The following is a 13,438-nucleotide window of genomic DNA, read 5'->3' on the forward strand; positions in this document are numbered from 1 at the left end:
ACTGGGAAGCGCGGGCCATCGAAACGGTGTCTCGGCATGGGCGCCGGCGCATCTTGTTGACCTCCTTGCTGGATACCAAGGCGTGGCCGGCCAAGGAGATCGCGGCGCAATACCAGGAACGCTGGCAGATCGAGACCAGCTACCGCGAGCTGAAGCAGGACATGTTGGGGGACGAATTGACGTTACGCAGTGGCACTCCAGAGACCGTCCGACAGGAAGTGTGGGGGACGCTCTTGGCCTACAACCTGGTCCGACTGGAGATGGCTGAGATCGCGCGGGAAGTGGGGGTTGCGCCGACCGATCTTAGCTTTACGACAGCGCTGCATTATTTGCGCTATGAGTGGAGCTGGCTGGCGATCAGCAGCCCCGGCACCTTGCCGGCGCGCTTGCTGCGTCTGCGGGAACGTCTCGGGGAGTTGTTGCTACCGAAACAACGGCGGGGGCGTGAATGCCCCCGCGTGGTGAAAAAGCTGCCGTCCCGTTACCCAATCAAACAGGTTCGATCTGCTAAGTGAACGGCATTAGCCTTATTGGCGGGGTTTTCGTATCCAGATTGCCGGGGCGGGATGATGTCATTAGGCTAGAGCCTCTACTCACGCCAACCTCACCATCATGGACGCCACCCTCAAGCGCCTACTGCTCGCCGGCGGCCTCATCGTTTCACTCGGCATGGGCATTCGTCACGGCTTCGGCTTCTTCATGCCGCCGATAACCGGTGCCTTTGGCTGGAACCGCGAAGCCTTCGCACTGGTACTGGGCTTGCAGAACCGGCTGTGGGGCGCGGCCCAGCCGTTTGCCGGGGCGCTCTCCGATCGCTACGGTTCGGGCAAGGTGCTTGGTATCGGTGCGCTCCTCTATGTCGCCGGGCTCACTCTGATGACGGTCTTTGCGACCCCTGGGCTATTTGCACTCACTGCCGGCGTGCTAATCGGCCTCGCCCTGTTGTTTGTACTGCGGGCGACCGTCCTGGCGGCCTACCTCGATCCAGTCTTCAAACTGACCGTTTCCAATCTGACGGCAATGTGTTTTTAGGAGAGCATCATGTTGACGCCTCAATTGTTAGAGGAGCTGAACTCGCTGTGGGAAGAGGGTGAACGCCACGATGCGGTCACCCAGGAACGGCGCGAACGTCGTCTCAATATCACGCCGGACACTGGATGCTTCCTCTATCAGCTGGCACGGACCCGCGGAGCTCGACACATCGTCGAGATTGGTACTTCGAACGGCTTCTCCACATTGTGGTTGGCGCTGGCTGCCCGAGCCAATCAGGGGAAAGTCACCAGCCTGGACATCCTGGCCGAGAAACAGCAGCAAGCTGCTAGCAACCTGGCGCGATTCACCCTTGTCGACTGGGTAGAGCTGGTCTGCTGCGATGCGCTCGACTGGTTGGCCAAAGCGCCGCTTTATAGCGCGGATTTGGTGTTTCTTGATGCCGAGCGGACGCTTTATCCCGCTTATTGGCCACATCTTCAGCGCATTCTCGCTCCGGGCGCTTTATTGGTGATGGACAACGCGCTGTCGCATCCCGATGAGTGCAGGCCTTTCATGGCCGAGGTGCTTGCGACGCCGGGCTATCTCGCCGAAACTTATGCGATTGGTAAAGGCCAGCTTGTGATCTTGAAAGACTGTTAACGTGTCAGAACAACTTCTTAAACAACATCGCGACGCGATCGACCACATCGACGCGACAATCCTGAAACTGCTCAATGAGCGAGCCGAGCATGCCCGTCAGATCGGCGAGATCAAAGGTGGTGGTGTCGTGTACCGCCCCGAGCGCGAGGCGCAGGTGCTCACCCGCATCAAGTCGCTGAACCCAGGCCCGCTGCCGGGCGAATCGGTTGCCCGACTTTTCCGGGAAATCATGTCCGAATGCCTGGCGCTGGAAAAACCGTTGTCGATCGCCTATCTGGGCCCGGAAGGCACCTTTAGCCAGCTTGCCGCAACGAAGCATTTTGGCCATGCCGCGCGCGGTGTTGCCTGCTCATCGATTGACGAGGCATTCCGCCTGGTAGAGTCACGCACCCTCGACTATGTGGTCGCGCCGGTGGAGAACTCAACCGAAGGCGCAGTTGGTCGCACCCTCGACCTGATGATCACCACCCCCCTGAAGATCTGTGGGGAGGTGGTGCTACGCATCCATCACCATCTGCTACGCTCGGTCGCTACCACCGAAGGTATCCGACGCGTCTATTCCCACGCGCAGTCGTTGTCACAATGCCACGAGTGGCTGAACAAAAACCTGCCGGTCGACGTCGAGCGGATCTCGGTCGCGAGTAATGCCGAAGCGGCGCGGCTTGCAAGCCTCGATCCGGCCGCTGCCGCGATTGCCGGCCAAGCGGCCGCCGAGCGTTTCGGCCTGACCAAGCTGGCCGAAAACATCGAAGACGAGCCGAACAACACCACCCGTTTCCTGGTGCTCGGCCATCAGGACGTGTCCCCGAGCGGTAGCGACAAGACCTCGATCGTGGTATCGGCGCCAAACCGCCCAGGCGCGGTGCACTCCCTGCTGGCACCGGTAGCCGACAACGGCGTGTCGATGACCAAGTTCGAATCGCGCCCGTCGCGCGTCGGTCTGGGCGACTACGTGTTCTTCATCGATATGGAAGGGCACCGCACCGATGCGAACATTGCCGCTGCGCTGCAGGGCCTCGCCGAGAAGACCGCCTACCTGAAGATACTCGGCTCCTATCCGGTGGCCGTGCTGTAAGCGTCGTCACGGTAACGCTCGCCGTCGAGGCATAGGTCTAAAGCGGTTCATTGTTGTGTACTGCACGATCAAATCTAGAAAGTACAAGTAATGCGTGAATTGAAATCGGTCTGCGTCTTCTGCGGTTCGAACTACGGTGTAAGCGCCGAGTACGAGACCGGCGCGCGTGCGTTTGGCCGACTGTTGGCCGAAACCGGCCGAGCTCTCGTGTACGGCGGAGGCAAGATTGGCCTGATGGGCGCGGTCGCCGACGCGGCGCTGGAAGCCGGCGGTAGGGTAATCGGCGTGATTCCGACCTTTCTGAAAGATAAGGAGCTGGCCCATCCCGGCCTGACCGAGCTGGTGGTGGTCGGCAGCATGCACGAGCGCAAGGCAAAGATGGAGGGGCTCTCCGACGCCTTCGCCTGCCTGCCGGGCGGCCTTGGCACCTACGAGGAAATGTTTGAGATTCTGTCGTGGGCGCAGCTTGGCATGCACGAGAAGCCGATCGGCGTGCTTAACACCGCGGGTTTCTATCAGCCGCTGTTGACCATGCTGGACAGCACCGCTGCCGCTGGCTTCATGCACGAGAGGAACCGCTCGCTGCTGGTCGCCGGTGACGATGCCCCGGCGCTGCTCGCCGCGCTGGACAACTATCGGCCGATCCATGCCAGCAAGTGGCTGGAGCGCTCCGGCACCTGACAAGCCGCGCCGGCTAGCCCGGCGGGCAGACAAGACAAAGAGAACACTAGAGGAAATCATGTCCCTGAGCCGCATTGCCCCCGATTACATCCGCGCCATCGCCCCATACATCCCAGGCAAGCCGGTTTCCGAACTGGCCCGTGAATTCGGCCTTGCCGAAGAGAGCATCGTCAAGCTCGCTTCCAACGAGAACCCGCTCGGTCTGCCTCCGAAGGCGCGCACCGCGCTGGAAGCCGCGGTCGGTGAGCTGGCCCGTTACCCGGATGGCAATGCCTTCGACCTCAAGAGCGCCATCGCCGCTAAGTTCGGCCTCGCCCAGAACCAGTTGGTGCTCGGCAACGGCTCGAACGACGTGCTGGAGTTGGCTGCGCGCACCTTCCTTGCGCCGGGCACCAGTGCAGTGTTCTCCGAGTATGCGTTCGCCGTCTACCCGTTGGCGGTACAGGCCGTGGGCGCCACGCCGATCGAAGTGAAGGCGCGCGATTACGGCCACGATCTCGATGCGATGCTGGCGGCGATTCGCCCCGACACCCGCATCGTGTTCATCGCTAACCCAAACAATCCGACCGGCACGCTGGCCAAGCCTGGCGCGCTGCTCGAGTTTCTCGAAGCGGTGCCGGAGAGCGTGCTGGTGGTGCTCGACGAGGCGTACACCGAATTCCTGCCGCGCGAGCTGGCTTCCGATAGCTTCGGTTGGCTCAAGCGCTTCCCGAACCTGCTGGTTTCACGTACTTTCTCGAAGGCGTACGGCCTCGCTGGCCTGCGCGTAGGCTTTGCTGCTGCTCACCCGGACGTGGCCGAGTTGATGAACCGCGTCCGCCAGCCATTCAACGTCAACAGCTTGGCACAGGCTGCCGCTTGCGGTGCACTGGCCGACGACGAGTTCCTGGCTGAGTCGGTGCGGGTCAACAGCGAGGGTATGAAGCAGATCACTGACGCACTGGAGCGCCTCGGTCTGCCGTATATCCCGTCCTACGGCAACTTCGTGACCTTCCACGTCGGCGACGCCAAGGCGCTGAATCTACACTTCTTAAAGAATGGCGTGATCGTGCGGCCGCTGGCGAGCTACAACATGCCAAATAGCTTGCGCGTCAGCATCGGCCTGCCCGAGGAAAATGCCCGCTTCATCGAGGTACTCGAAGCGGTGCTCGGCTAGGTTAAAGCTGGCCGAAAACGTTCGACCAGTTAGGCCGGCTGCCATCTCGCAGCCGGTTTTTTGCTACAAACCCAGTGCGTACCGTCAGCCAGCCTCCACCGAGCCGGTTGACGCAACGCTCTTAACTGCAGAGATAAAGCAGCATGATTATTGTGATGGCTCGTGGAGCGAGCGATGCCGACATTGCCGCCGTGGTCGAGAAGATCCGAGTGGCAGGTCTCACCGAGCATGTGTCGAGCGGCACCGAACGCACCATCATCGGTGCGGTCGGCGACGAGCGGGTACTGACCGCCGACATGTTCGAACCGATGTCCGGTGTGGAGCGCGCGATGCGCGTGGTGAAGGAATACCGCATCGTCTCGCGCGAGGTACATCCAGATAACACCGTTGTCTCGGTGCGTGGCGTGCCGATCGGCGGCAAGACCATCCAGGTGATCGCCGGGCCGTCCTCGGTCGAAACACCGGAGCAAATGGCGGCCAGCACCCGCTCGGTCAGCGCGGCCGGTTGCCGGCTGCTGCGGGGCGGCGCGTTCAAGCCGCGCAGCAGCCCGTACAGCTTTCAGGGGCTCGGCGTCGAGGGGCTGGAATATCTGCAGCAGGCCGCGCGCGCCGCAGGCCTGCCCGTCGTCACCGAGCTAACGGATGTGCGCCTGTTGGACACCTTCCTCGAGTACGACGTCGACGTAATCCAGATCGGCGCTCGCAATATGCAGAACTCGGACCTCCTGAAAGAGGTCGGTCGCGTCAACAAGCCGGTGATCCTGACACGCGGCCTGTCCGCCACGGTGAACGAGTGGCTGATGGCCGCCGAGTACATCGCCGCCGGTGGCAACCACAACATTGTCTTCTGCGAGCGTGGCGTGCGCGGCTTCGAGACCGCCTACCGCAATATGCTCGATGTGACGGCGATCCCTATCCTGAAGCGCGAGACGCACCTGCCTGTGATCGTCGACCCGAGTCATGCCGGTGGCAAGGCCTGGTTGGTGCCGGCGCTGGCCAAGGCGGCGATTGCCGCTGGCGCTGACGGCCTACTGATCGATGTACATCCGAACCCGAGCGAGGCCTGGTGCGATGCCGATCAAGCACTGACCCCTAGCGAACTCGCCACGCTGATGCGCGAGCTCGCCCCACTGGCCGAGGCCCTCGGCCGGACCCTGTGAGACAACAAGAGGAGAGACGACATGAGCGCATCCGTGGTTGAGCTGACACTGACCCAGCAGGACAATTACCGCATTCGTCTCGACTTTGGCGACGACGTGCCGGCGCTGATCGGCGACGAGCCCCCGCCGCTGGGGCAGAGCGTCGGCCCGGCGCCACAACAGTTGCTGCTGGCTGCAGTCTCCAACTGCCTGGTCGACAGCCTGCAGTTCGCACTGAGCAAATACCATCAGAATGCCTCGCCCTTGCGCGGCGAGGCCCGCGCCACCATTGACCGTAACGAGCATGGGAGGCTGCGGGTGCAGTCGATCGAGGTCACGTTGCGACTCGGTCAGCCGGCCGACAGCATTGAGCACCTCGACCGCATCCTCGACGGCTTCGAGGACTACTGCACGGTGTCGCAAAGCGTTGCCAAGGGCATTCCGACCACGGTTCGGGTCTTGGGCAACGATGGCCGCGTGCTGAAATAGGCCATGGGGCTCCACAACAAGAAAGCCAGCTTTAAGCTGGCTTTCTTGTTGACGCAGCGTTGGGCTTAGAGCCTGTTCAAAGTCTTATAGATAATCGAGCAGCACTGGTACCAGCCAATCACCGCTCACCACCACCACCACCGGTGCCATCAGCGCACCGCTGCCCAACCAGTGCCAGCTGTAGCTTGCAGACGCCTGCTCCTGTAAGCGGAATGCGAAGCAGCGATAGGCGATATAGCTCATCCCGCACAAGAGCGGTGGCAGCGTGCCGTAAGCGAGCAGGGTGCGCCAGGAAAACAACCATGCCAACACGACAAAGCCGACCAACATCGTCAGCTGGGCGAGGAAATACGCCGACAACAACGGCGGAGCTTCCGGGAAGCTGATGCCAAGCCGACTGAACCGGCCATAGCAGACCAGCCAGAGCAGGGCTGCCATCGCCATCAGCGCGTAGGGGTAGAGAAAAGGCAACCAGATCGGCGTCAGCGGCAGATCGGGAAGCATCAGCTTGAACGGGATGGCGATCAACCAGTAGCTGGCGGCCAGGCTGGCAGCAGCGACGCCGCTGCCACTCACCAGTACACGCCACAGGCCATGCAGAAGGAATAGGGCGACAACCGAGAACAGGACCACGGCGGTAATCGACATATCAGCGGCCCGCCGCGCAGCAGCGCAGCAGGGCAGCAGTAATAAGCTCGCCCATTTCTGCGAGGTAACGAGTCTGGCGGTCCGAGCTGAAACGGTCCGGATCGTCGCTGGCCAACAGCAACAGCCCCAATGTAGCACCCCGCCCCTGGCGCAGCGGCACCTGTGCGAACGACTGCATGGCGGGCTCGACCGGCAGCCAGCCCAGCAGCTCGTCATTGACATAATGGCCGCAGCAGGGTCCCGGTAGACGGTCGGCATGGCGGCGCAGTTCGACCGACACGGAGGCCGCGGAGCCATCCTCCCCCCACCAGCGCAGCGCAACGCGCTCCAAGCCGAACAACTCGTCGAACAGCGTCGGCAGGCGATTGAGCAGGGAGGCGAAATCATTTGCCTCCACCAGTGCCAGAGCCAAACGATGCTGTCGCTGTTGAATCAGGTCGTTGTCTTCTGCGCGCCCGAGCAGCACATGCAGATTTCTCTCCAGTTGCCGGAAGCGATCCTTGCTTTCGAGCAGTTGCCGCTCGACCAGGGGAATCACCCGGTCGTGCGCCGGGCACAGGCCGAACCGGCTCGCGTGCCGGTCGAGAAACTCCGGATTGTCGGAAAGAAAGTCGAGAACGTCCGCTGCCTGCATCGCCTTACCCTTGTCGAGCGTTATTACACTCACACGTCGATTTCGCCGGTAAACACTGTCACCGCCGGTCCGGTCATCAACACCGGCGCACCTTCGCCAGCCCATTCGATAGTCAGGTCGCCACCGAGCGCGTGCACGGTGACGGCACCGTCGAGCAGGCCGCGACGGATACCCGCCACGACAGCTGCGCAAGCGCCAGTACCGCAGGCGAGAGTCTCGCCCGCACCCCGCTCGTATACCCGCAGTCGAATCTCGTTGCGCGCCACGATCTGCATGAAGCCGGCGTTGACCCGCTCCGGGAAGCGCGGATGTGATTCGATAGCCTTACCGACCTCTTCGACCGGCGCGGTAGCCACGTCGTCGACTACCTGCACCGCGTGCGGATTGCCCATCGACACCACGCTGATCTCGACAGTGCGGCCGGCAGCTTCCAGCGGGTAGCTGATCGCTTCTTTATCGGCCACGAATGGAATCTGCGCAGGGGCGAAGTGCGGCACCCCCATGTCGACGGTCACCGTGCCCGACTTGTCGAGCTTGGGTACGATCACGCCCTTGGCGGTCTCGACCCGAATCGACTGCTTATTGGTCAGCCGCTGCTCGGTGACGAATCGCACAAAGCAACGCGCGCCATTGCCGCACTGTTCGACCTCGCCGCCATCATTGTTGAAGATGCGATAACGGAAATCGTTTTCAGGACGTTCAGGCGCGCTGACCAGTAGAAGTTGGTCGAAACCGATGCCAAAGCGCCGGTCGCCCAAGGCTTTGATCTGCTCAGGGGTTAGCTCAATAGACTGGCGCACGCCGTCGACCACGACAAAGTCGTTGCCGAGACCGTGCATTTTGCTGAACTTCAGTTTCATGGAAATGTCTGTCGGGGTTGGCCGAAAAATGTCCCATCATAGCGCAAATGTTGGCCCACACAATGGCGATGCTGGCCGCATTGACACCTTACTAACCAGTAAGTAGAGTGGGCCGAATGAACGACCCGCACGCCGCGCGTCAAGATACGCGCAAGATCATTCTCGACCTCGCCGAAGCGCTATGGCTGGGCCGTGGTTTCAATAGCTTCAGCTATCAGCATATCAGTCGCGAACTGGGCGTGAAGAACGCCGCCATCCATTACCATTATCCCCGCAAGACCGACCTGGGCGTCGCGCTGATCGAGCGCTACCGGCGCCGCTTTGCCCGTTTTGCCGAAGCGCAGGCTGGGCTCGATCCCCGTGAGCAACTTGAGCAGTACTTCAGCCTAACTGACGCCTACCACGACCAAGACCAGCGGATATGTCCAAGTGGTGTGCTCTCCAGCGAATATCAGACCCTGCCTGAAGAGATGCAGGAGGCCGCGCGCGCTTTCGTCGCCGAGATGCGCGCTTGGGCGGTCACGATCGTGCGTGATGGTCGCGAATGTGGCGTGATGCAGTATCCCGGCTCGCCCGAAGCGATGGGCGAGCTGGTTTTTGCCGCGCTGCAGGGAGCCCTGCAGCTGGCCCGGCTCGACACGGCCGCGCTGCCGGCGGTCAAGCAGCAAGTACGCTGCCTGCTCGGCTTTGCCGATGCCGACCCACACCACGAGGAAGTCCATGACAATACAAAAAAATCGCATGAGCCGCATCGCCGACAAGGCGAATAGCCTGCCGGAGGGGCTGCGCAGCTTTGTGCTGTCCAAGATGTTTGGCCGCGTCGTACCGTTCCTGTCCACTGCCGGGGTGCGCTTCGAGAACGTTGCCCAGGAGCGACTGGTGGTATCGATCCGCAACCAGCGCAAGGTGCAGAACCACATCAAGGGGGTGCATGCCGCTGCGATGGCACTGCTGGCCGAAACCGCTACGGGCTTCGTAGTTGGCCTGAACGTGCCGGACGATAAGTTGATGTTGCTCAAGTCGATGAAGGTCGACTATCTGAAGCGGGCGCAGGGCAATATGCGCGCAGTCGCCACGCTGACGCCGGAACAGATCTCGTCGTTCCATCGGGTCGATAAGGGCGACGTCACCGTGGCTGTCAGCGTCACCGATGACAGCGGGCAGGAGCCAATCCGCTGCGAGATGATCTGGGCCTGGATTCCGAAGAAGCGTCCGTAAACGCTATGACGAGGGGAAACTGATATGGAATTCACCGAACTGACGCTGACCGTTGCCGACCATGTCGCCGAGGTTACGCTGAACCGTCCCGGCAAGGCCAATGCGCTTGACGCGTCGTTGTGGACCGAGTTGAAGGCCGCGCTGGAATGGTGCGACCGCAGCGCCGAAGTCCGCGTGGTGGTGCTGGCCGGCGCTGGCAAGCATTTCTGTTCCGGTATCGATATTTCGCTGTTGGCCGGTCTGGAAGGGCAGCTCGACAAGCACTGCGAAGGGCGCAAGCGCGAGCGGCTGCGCGAACTGATCCTGGAACTGCAGAGCACCGTCAACAGCCTGGAGAAGTGCCGCAAGCCGGTGATCGCCGCAATTCACGGCGCCTGTGTCGGTGGCGGACTCGATGTCGCGCTCGCGGCCGATTTTCGCTACGCGAGCCGCGATGCGCAGTTCAGCGTTCGCGAGGTGGCGATGGGTATGGTCGCCGACGTCGGCTCGCTGCAGCGTTTGCCGGGCGTGGTCGGGCAGGGCATCGCACGCGAGCTCGCCTACACCGCGCGCGATGTCGACGCCGGTGAGGCGTTGTGCATCGGCCTCGTCAACCGGGTGCTGGACGACATCGGAGCCTGCCGCGACGCTGCGCTATCCGCCGCCCGCCAGATCGCCGCGCAGTCGCCGCTGGCAGTACGCGGCAGCAAGCAGATCCTTAACTACAGCCGCGATCACAGTGTCGCGGATGGTCTGGATTATGTGGCGACGTGGAACGCCGCGATGCTCCTATCCGAGGACATCCAGGAGGCGATCGGCGCCCAGGTGATGGGCAGGCCTGCCAGCTTCCGAGACTAGGTACGGGGAAAGTAGGGCACCAGCTTCATGGTACTGACACAGAGATGACCTACACTGAGCAGGCGTAATCCTAATTTCCTCTCTTCGTTTCTGCCCCGCCCCTGTGCGGGGCTTTTTGTTGCTTATCAGAAAGGCAGGTGATGGCGCGGACAGAGCGATTTCACGCGGACCATGTCGGCCGAACCGGCTTGGCCGGCCAAATTGAAGCGCCGGAGCGCCCAGCTATTCGTCCATCGCATCTGCGGGGTCGAGTGCGCATGCTGGCGTCGTGAACCTACCAATGATATGGTCGATGTCGACAATCGCCAGCCCATTTCCGTCAACAAGTCGGGAAGGCTGGCGCCACACTGACATTCCTTTCTGCCATGCGTTTACTCAAAGACCTGTCCGCCTCGGCGATCATCGCCGGTTTTGTTACCGTGCTGGTCGGTTTTACCAGCTCCGCCGTCATCGTCTTCCAGGCCGCCAACGCAGTTGGCGCCACCCAGGCTCAGATCGCCTCATGGATGTGGGCTTTGGGCCTCGGTATGGGGCTAACCTGCATCGGCCTGTCGCTGCGCTACCGGATTCCGGTGGTGACGGCTTGGTCGACGCCCGGCGCAGCGATGCTGATTACCAGCGCCGCCGGCGTCCCGATGGATCAGGCGATCGGCGCCTTCCTGGTGTCGGCGTTATTGATCACGCTGGCCGGCTTTACCGGTTGGTTTGAACGCGCAATCAAGCGCATTCCTGTATCACTGGCCTCGGGCATGCTGGCCGGCGTGCTGCTGCACTTCGGCTTGAACGTGTTCGTGGCGATGCAATCTCAATTCACTCTGGTGCTGGCAATGTTTGCCGCCTACTTGTTGGCACGGCGCCTAGTGCCGCGCTATGCAATCGTCGCCGCCTTGCTGGTGGGGTGCATCATCGCGATGCTGAACGGGCAGTTGCACCTGCAGGGCCTGCGTTTCGCGCTGGCCGAACCCGTGTTCACGATGCCGAGCTTTACCTCCAGTGCCCTGATCGGTGTGGCTCTGCCTCTGTTTATCGTGACGATGGCCTCGCAGAACGTGCCAGGGGTGGCGGTGATTCGTGCCTCGGGCTACCACGCACCGATCTCGCCGGTGGTGGGCTGGACCGGCGTCGCCACCTTGTTGCTGGCCCCCTTCGGTGCTTACGCGCTCAATCTTGCGGCGATCACCGCGGCGATCTGCATGGGGCGCGAGGCACACGAGGACGCCGATCGTCGCTACGTGGCCGCAGTGGCGGCCGGGGTGTTCTATCTATTGATAGGCCTGTTCGGTGCGACGGTGAGTGCGCTGTTCGCAGCGTTCCCGAAGGAGCTGATCCTGGCGATCGCTGGCCTGGCTTTATTGGGCACGGTCGGAAACGGCCTTGCCATCGCCTTGCGCGACGAACAGGACCGAGAGCCGGCGCTGATCACCTTCCTGGTGACCGCATCTGGCATGAGTCTGTTCGGCGTTGGTTCGGCGTTCTGGGGGCTGGTAGCCGGTGTGTTGGCACTGCTGGTAGCACAGTTGAAGCGCCCAAAACTGCAGTGAGCCCGAGACATTCAGCCGCCCTCCCTGTCTGCCATAATTATTACTGTGTTTGATAAGGAGGGTGGGCCATGAATGCCGCAAAGCAGATCCGCAAGCTGATCCAGGAAGGAGAGAGCCCCGAGCAAGTGCAGGTGCTGAAGGATTTGGCGGCAGCGCTGGAGTTGAGTCGCCCCTTCGACCTAGCCAGTCTATATGAGATCGATCAGCGTTATTTCGACCTTGCGATTGACCTGCTGCAGGACTGGCGCCTCGATCACCACATTGCCTCACGCAGTAAGCTGCTAGAGCAACTCCTGGTCGAAATCCCCCCTGATTTGAAGGTCGAATTGCCTGCCACGCCCCAGAAGACCCCGGAAGACGAATCAAAAAGCTAAGGCTGGCCCATTTGGCCAGCCCCGAATTTGGCGACTCTATCAGAGTCCTACCGCGCTCTCCTTGACCGAGGACGGTCAGGAGGGCCGGGGGAATGCCTTTCAATGGCTGAGTACCATTGGTTTACGGTGATGCCGCGAAGGTCGATTGTGATGTTTGGCGGGCGGCATGCTCTGCATCGGCATTGGCGAGGCGGTACCGCTCTCGGTGACCAAGTTGGCGCTACCATTCACGCGATTGGCGTAGGCCGGCGCCTCATAGGTCTGGGCCAGCGCGGGCAGACTCAGCGTCAGCAGTGACAAAAGAACCATCTGTTTCATTGCATATTTCCATTATTGAATAGTGACTGGACAAGCTATTCAGAGCCGCGGACAAAAATCCAGTGCAACGTCCACTGCAAGGCGCGACGATGCAGGCAGGACAAGTAGTACAATAGGCTGGCCAACACTGCTGCAGGGTTTTTGCTAGCGGCGCCAAGCACTCGCCGTCAAAGCAGTTGGTGGTGCTGTAATGCCTGAGCCAGAGCTTTGGTCGAGACAAAATGATGGCCCAGGAAGCCAGCGTTGATCGCGCCCGCTACGTTGGCCGAAAGATCATCGACGAACAACACCTCGGCCGGTGCCACTCCAAGCTTTCTCGCACAGCGCAAAAAAGCCTGCGACGCAGGCTTGGCAGCCCCGAGTTCGGCCGATGAGTACACCGCTTGACCGAATATCTCGAAGACCGCTGGGCACAGGTGGCAGATATGCTCGGCGACAAGCCGACAGTTATTGGTCAGCACTGCCACGCGCCGGTGTTCCGCCAACCGTTTGGCCAGAGCCAACACCTCATGTTGCGGTGTCATCGCCGCTTTGCGGGCCGTCAACCACGTTTCCAGTGTGACTCGGCAACCGAGCCGCTCGCCCATCTCACTCAGATATTCTGTCTCGCTCAACAGGCCTGCATCGGCCCGAGCCTCCAGGCCGGACTCCCAGATCGCCTTGTACACCGCTTCCGGATCGCACCCGCTTGCCAGCGCCATGCAGGCAATCCGGGCAGAACGATCGTAATGGCACAGCACGTCATCGAGATCGAACAGGACGAGGGTGGGCGAGGTTGGCATGGTGGATATCCGACGAGTCGAAGCGTCTCATTCTGTCAGACAGAGGTGCCGGTA

Annotated in this window: 18 protein-coding genes; 13 read left to right on the plus strand and 5 right to left on the minus strand. The window is 61.6% G+C overall.

Going from position 1 to position 13,438, the window contains the following annotated elements; translation table 11 throughout:
• The 8 genes from QU481_RS18580 to QU481_RS18615 form a co-directional block, all read left to right on the plus strand.
• Positions 1 to 515 (plus strand): transposase (locus QU481_RS18580; protein WP_289831494.1); only part of this gene is annotated, 515 nt, incomplete at its 5' end.
• Positions 516 to 612: 97 nt separating this feature from the next.
• Positions 613 to 1,032 carry an MFS transporter gene (locus QU481_RS18585; protein ID WP_289831495.1) on the plus strand — a complete coding sequence of 140 codons (420 nt, stop codon included), beginning with the start codon at positions 613 to 615 and terminating at the stop codon, positions 1,030 to 1,032.
• A gap of 9 nt (positions 1,033 to 1,041) precedes the next feature.
• The gene (locus QU481_RS18590; RefSeq protein WP_289831496.1) at positions 1,042 to 1,632 is read left to right on the plus strand and encodes an O-methyltransferase; all 591 of its coding nucleotides are present in this window, start codon (positions 1,042 to 1,044) and stop codon (positions 1,630 to 1,632) included.
• Position 1,633: 1 nt separating this feature from the next.
• Positions 1,634 to 2,707: a prephenate dehydratase gene (pheA, locus tag QU481_RS18595; RefSeq protein WP_289831497.1), complete on the plus strand. Its 1,074-nt coding sequence runs from the start codon at positions 1,634 to 1,636 to the stop codon at positions 2,705 to 2,707.
• A gap of 90 nt (positions 2,708 to 2,797) precedes the next feature.
• Entirely contained in the window at positions 2,798 to 3,388 is a 591-nt protein-coding gene (locus QU481_RS18600) for an LOG family protein (protein ID WP_346432454.1), read from the plus strand.
• Between the two features lie 58 nt (positions 3,389 to 3,446).
• Complete coding sequence (gene hisC, locus QU481_RS18605) at positions 3,447 to 4,544, plus strand: histidinol-phosphate transaminase (RefSeq protein ID WP_289831498.1); 1,098 nt, start codon at positions 3,447 to 3,449, stop codon at positions 4,542 to 4,544.
• Positions 4,545 to 4,687: 143 nt separating this feature from the next.
• Complete coding sequence (aroF, locus tag QU481_RS18610) at positions 4,688 to 5,704, plus strand: 3-deoxy-7-phosphoheptulonate synthase (protein WP_289831499.1); 1,017 nt, start codon at positions 4,688 to 4,690, stop codon at positions 5,702 to 5,704.
• A 21-nt stretch (positions 5,705 to 5,725) separates the two neighbouring features.
• On the plus strand, positions 5,726 to 6,172 hold the full coding sequence (locus tag QU481_RS18615) for an OsmC family protein (RefSeq protein WP_289831500.1): 447 nt from the start codon (positions 5,726 to 5,728) through the stop codon (positions 6,170 to 6,172).
• An 84-nt stretch (positions 6,173 to 6,256) separates the two neighbouring features.
• Here the strand turns inward: QU481_RS18615 and QU481_RS18620 are convergent, their stop codons facing one another.
• The 3 genes from QU481_RS18620 to dapF are packed head-to-tail and all read right to left on the minus strand — an operon-like array spanning position 6,257 to position 8,314.
• Positions 6,257 to 6,820, minus strand: coding sequence for a hypothetical protein (locus QU481_RS18620; protein ID WP_289831501.1), 564 nt, complete (start codon positions 6,818 to 6,820; stop codon positions 6,257 to 6,259).
• Position 6,821: 1 nt separating this feature from the next.
• Positions 6,822 to 7,454, minus strand: a complete 633-nt coding sequence (locus QU481_RS18625) for a DUF484 family protein (protein ID WP_289831502.1) — start codon at positions 7,452 to 7,454, stop codon at positions 6,822 to 6,824.
• Between the two features lie 29 nt (positions 7,455 to 7,483).
• The gene (gene dapF, locus QU481_RS18630) at positions 7,484 to 8,314 is read right to left on the minus strand and encodes a diaminopimelate epimerase (protein ID WP_289831503.1); all 831 of its coding nucleotides are present in this window, start codon (positions 8,312 to 8,314) and stop codon (positions 7,484 to 7,486) included.
• A gap of 116 nt (positions 8,315 to 8,430) precedes the next feature.
• On the opposite strand from dapF, the gene QU481_RS18635 reads away from it, so the two are divergent.
• The 5 genes from QU481_RS18635 (at position 8,431) to QU481_RS18655 (ending at position 12,284) form a co-directional block, all read left to right on the plus strand.
• Positions 8,431 to 9,084 carry a TetR/AcrR family transcriptional regulator gene (locus QU481_RS18635; protein ID WP_289831504.1) on the plus strand — a complete coding sequence of 218 codons (654 nt, stop codon included), beginning with the start codon at positions 8,431 to 8,433 and terminating at the stop codon, positions 9,082 to 9,084.
• Positions 9,056 to 9,532: a DUF4442 domain-containing protein gene (locus QU481_RS18640; protein WP_289831505.1), complete on the plus strand. Its 477-nt coding sequence runs from the start codon at positions 9,056 to 9,058 to the stop codon at positions 9,530 to 9,532. Before QU481_RS18635 ends, QU481_RS18640 begins: the two co-directional genes overlap by 29 nt.
• A gap of 24 nt (positions 9,533 to 9,556) precedes the next feature.
• The gene (locus tag QU481_RS18645; RefSeq protein ID WP_289831506.1) at positions 9,557 to 10,369 is read left to right on the plus strand and encodes a crotonase/enoyl-CoA hydratase family protein; all 813 of its coding nucleotides are present in this window, start codon (positions 9,557 to 9,559) and stop codon (positions 10,367 to 10,369) included.
• Positions 10,370 to 10,734: 365 nt separating this feature from the next.
• Positions 10,735 to 11,910: a benzoate/H(+) symporter BenE family transporter gene (locus QU481_RS18650; protein ID WP_289831507.1), complete on the plus strand. Its 1,176-nt coding sequence runs from the start codon at positions 10,735 to 10,737 to the stop codon at positions 11,908 to 11,910.
• A gap of 68 nt (positions 11,911 to 11,978) precedes the next feature.
• On the plus strand, positions 11,979 to 12,284 hold the full coding sequence (locus QU481_RS18655; protein WP_289831508.1) for a hypothetical protein: 306 nt from the start codon (positions 11,979 to 11,981) through the stop codon (positions 12,282 to 12,284).
• Positions 12,285 to 12,383: 99 nt separating this feature from the next.
• Here QU481_RS18655 and QU481_RS18660 read toward each other — a convergent pair whose 3' ends face one another.
• Positions 12,384 to 12,602 (minus strand): hypothetical protein, encoded by a 219-nt coding sequence (locus QU481_RS18660; RefSeq protein WP_289831509.1) that lies wholly within the window; start codon positions 12,600 to 12,602, stop codon positions 12,384 to 12,386.
• A gap of 167 nt (positions 12,603 to 12,769) precedes the next feature.
• A complete protein-coding gene (locus QU481_RS18665) occupies positions 12,770 to 13,384 on the minus strand; it encodes an HAD family hydrolase (protein ID WP_289831510.1) in 615 nt (204 codons plus the stop codon).
• Positions 13,385 to 13,438: the final 54 nt, after the last annotated feature.

The sequence above is a fragment of the Crenobacter oryzisoli genome (assembly GCF_030385785.1).
Lineage (GTDB): Bacteria > Pseudomonadota > Gammaproteobacteria > Burkholderiales > Chromobacteriaceae > Crenobacter_A > Crenobacter_A oryzisoli.

What these genes read in the sequence shown, in the direction of transcription:
- QU481_RS18585 (WP_289831495.1), top strand. Translation starts at nt 613, where the DNA reads ATGGACGCCACCCTCAAGCGCCTACTGCTCGCCGGCGGCCTCATCGTT.
- QU481_RS18590 (WP_289831496.1), top strand. Translation starts at nt 1,042, where the DNA reads ATGTTGACGCCTCAATTGTTAGAGGAGCTGAACTCGCTGTGGGAAGAG.
- QU481_RS18600 (WP_346432454.1), top strand. Translation starts at nt 2,798, where the DNA reads ATGCGTGAATTGAAATCGGTCTGCGTCTTCTGCGGTTCGAACTACGGT.
- hisC (WP_289831498.1), top strand. Translation starts at nt 3,447, where the DNA reads ATGTCCCTGAGCCGCATTGCCCCCGATTACATCCGCGCCATCGCCCCA.
- aroF (WP_289831499.1), top strand. Translation starts at nt 4,688, where the DNA reads ATGATTATTGTGATGGCTCGTGGAGCGAGCGATGCCGACATTGCCGCC.
- QU481_RS18615 (WP_289831500.1), top strand. Translation starts at nt 5,726, where the DNA reads ATGAGCGCATCCGTGGTTGAGCTGACACTGACCCAGCAGGACAATTAC.
- QU481_RS18620 (WP_289831501.1), bottom strand. Translation starts at nt 6,820, where the DNA reads ATGTCGATTACCGCCGTGGTCCTGTTCTCGGTTGTCGCCCTATTCCTT.
- QU481_RS18625 (WP_289831502.1), bottom strand. Translation starts at nt 7,454, where the DNA reads ATGCAGGCAGCGGACGTTCTCGACTTTCTTTCCGACAATCCGGAGTTT.
- dapF (WP_289831503.1), bottom strand. Translation starts at nt 8,314, where the DNA reads ATGAAACTGAAGTTCAGCAAAATGCACGGTCTCGGCAACGACTTTGTC.
- QU481_RS18635 (WP_289831504.1), top strand. Translation starts at nt 8,431, where the DNA reads ATGAACGACCCGCACGCCGCGCGTCAAGATACGCGCAAGATCATTCTC.
- QU481_RS18640 (WP_289831505.1), top strand. Translation starts at nt 9,056, where the DNA reads ATGAGCCGCATCGCCGACAAGGCGAATAGCCTGCCGGAGGGGCTGCGC.
- QU481_RS18645 (WP_289831506.1), top strand. Translation starts at nt 9,557, where the DNA reads ATGGAATTCACCGAACTGACGCTGACCGTTGCCGACCATGTCGCCGAG.
- QU481_RS18650 (WP_289831507.1), top strand. Translation starts at nt 10,735, where the DNA reads ATGCGTTTACTCAAAGACCTGTCCGCCTCGGCGATCATCGCCGGTTTT.
- QU481_RS18655 (WP_289831508.1), top strand. Translation starts at nt 11,979, where the DNA reads ATGAATGCCGCAAAGCAGATCCGCAAGCTGATCCAGGAAGGAGAGAGC.
- QU481_RS18660 (WP_289831509.1), bottom strand. Translation starts at nt 12,602, where the DNA reads ATGAAACAGATGGTTCTTTTGTCACTGCTGACGCTGAGTCTGCCCGCG.
- QU481_RS18665 (WP_289831510.1), bottom strand. Translation starts at nt 13,384, where the DNA reads ATGCCAACCTCGCCCACCCTCGTCCTGTTCGATCTCGATGACGTGCTG.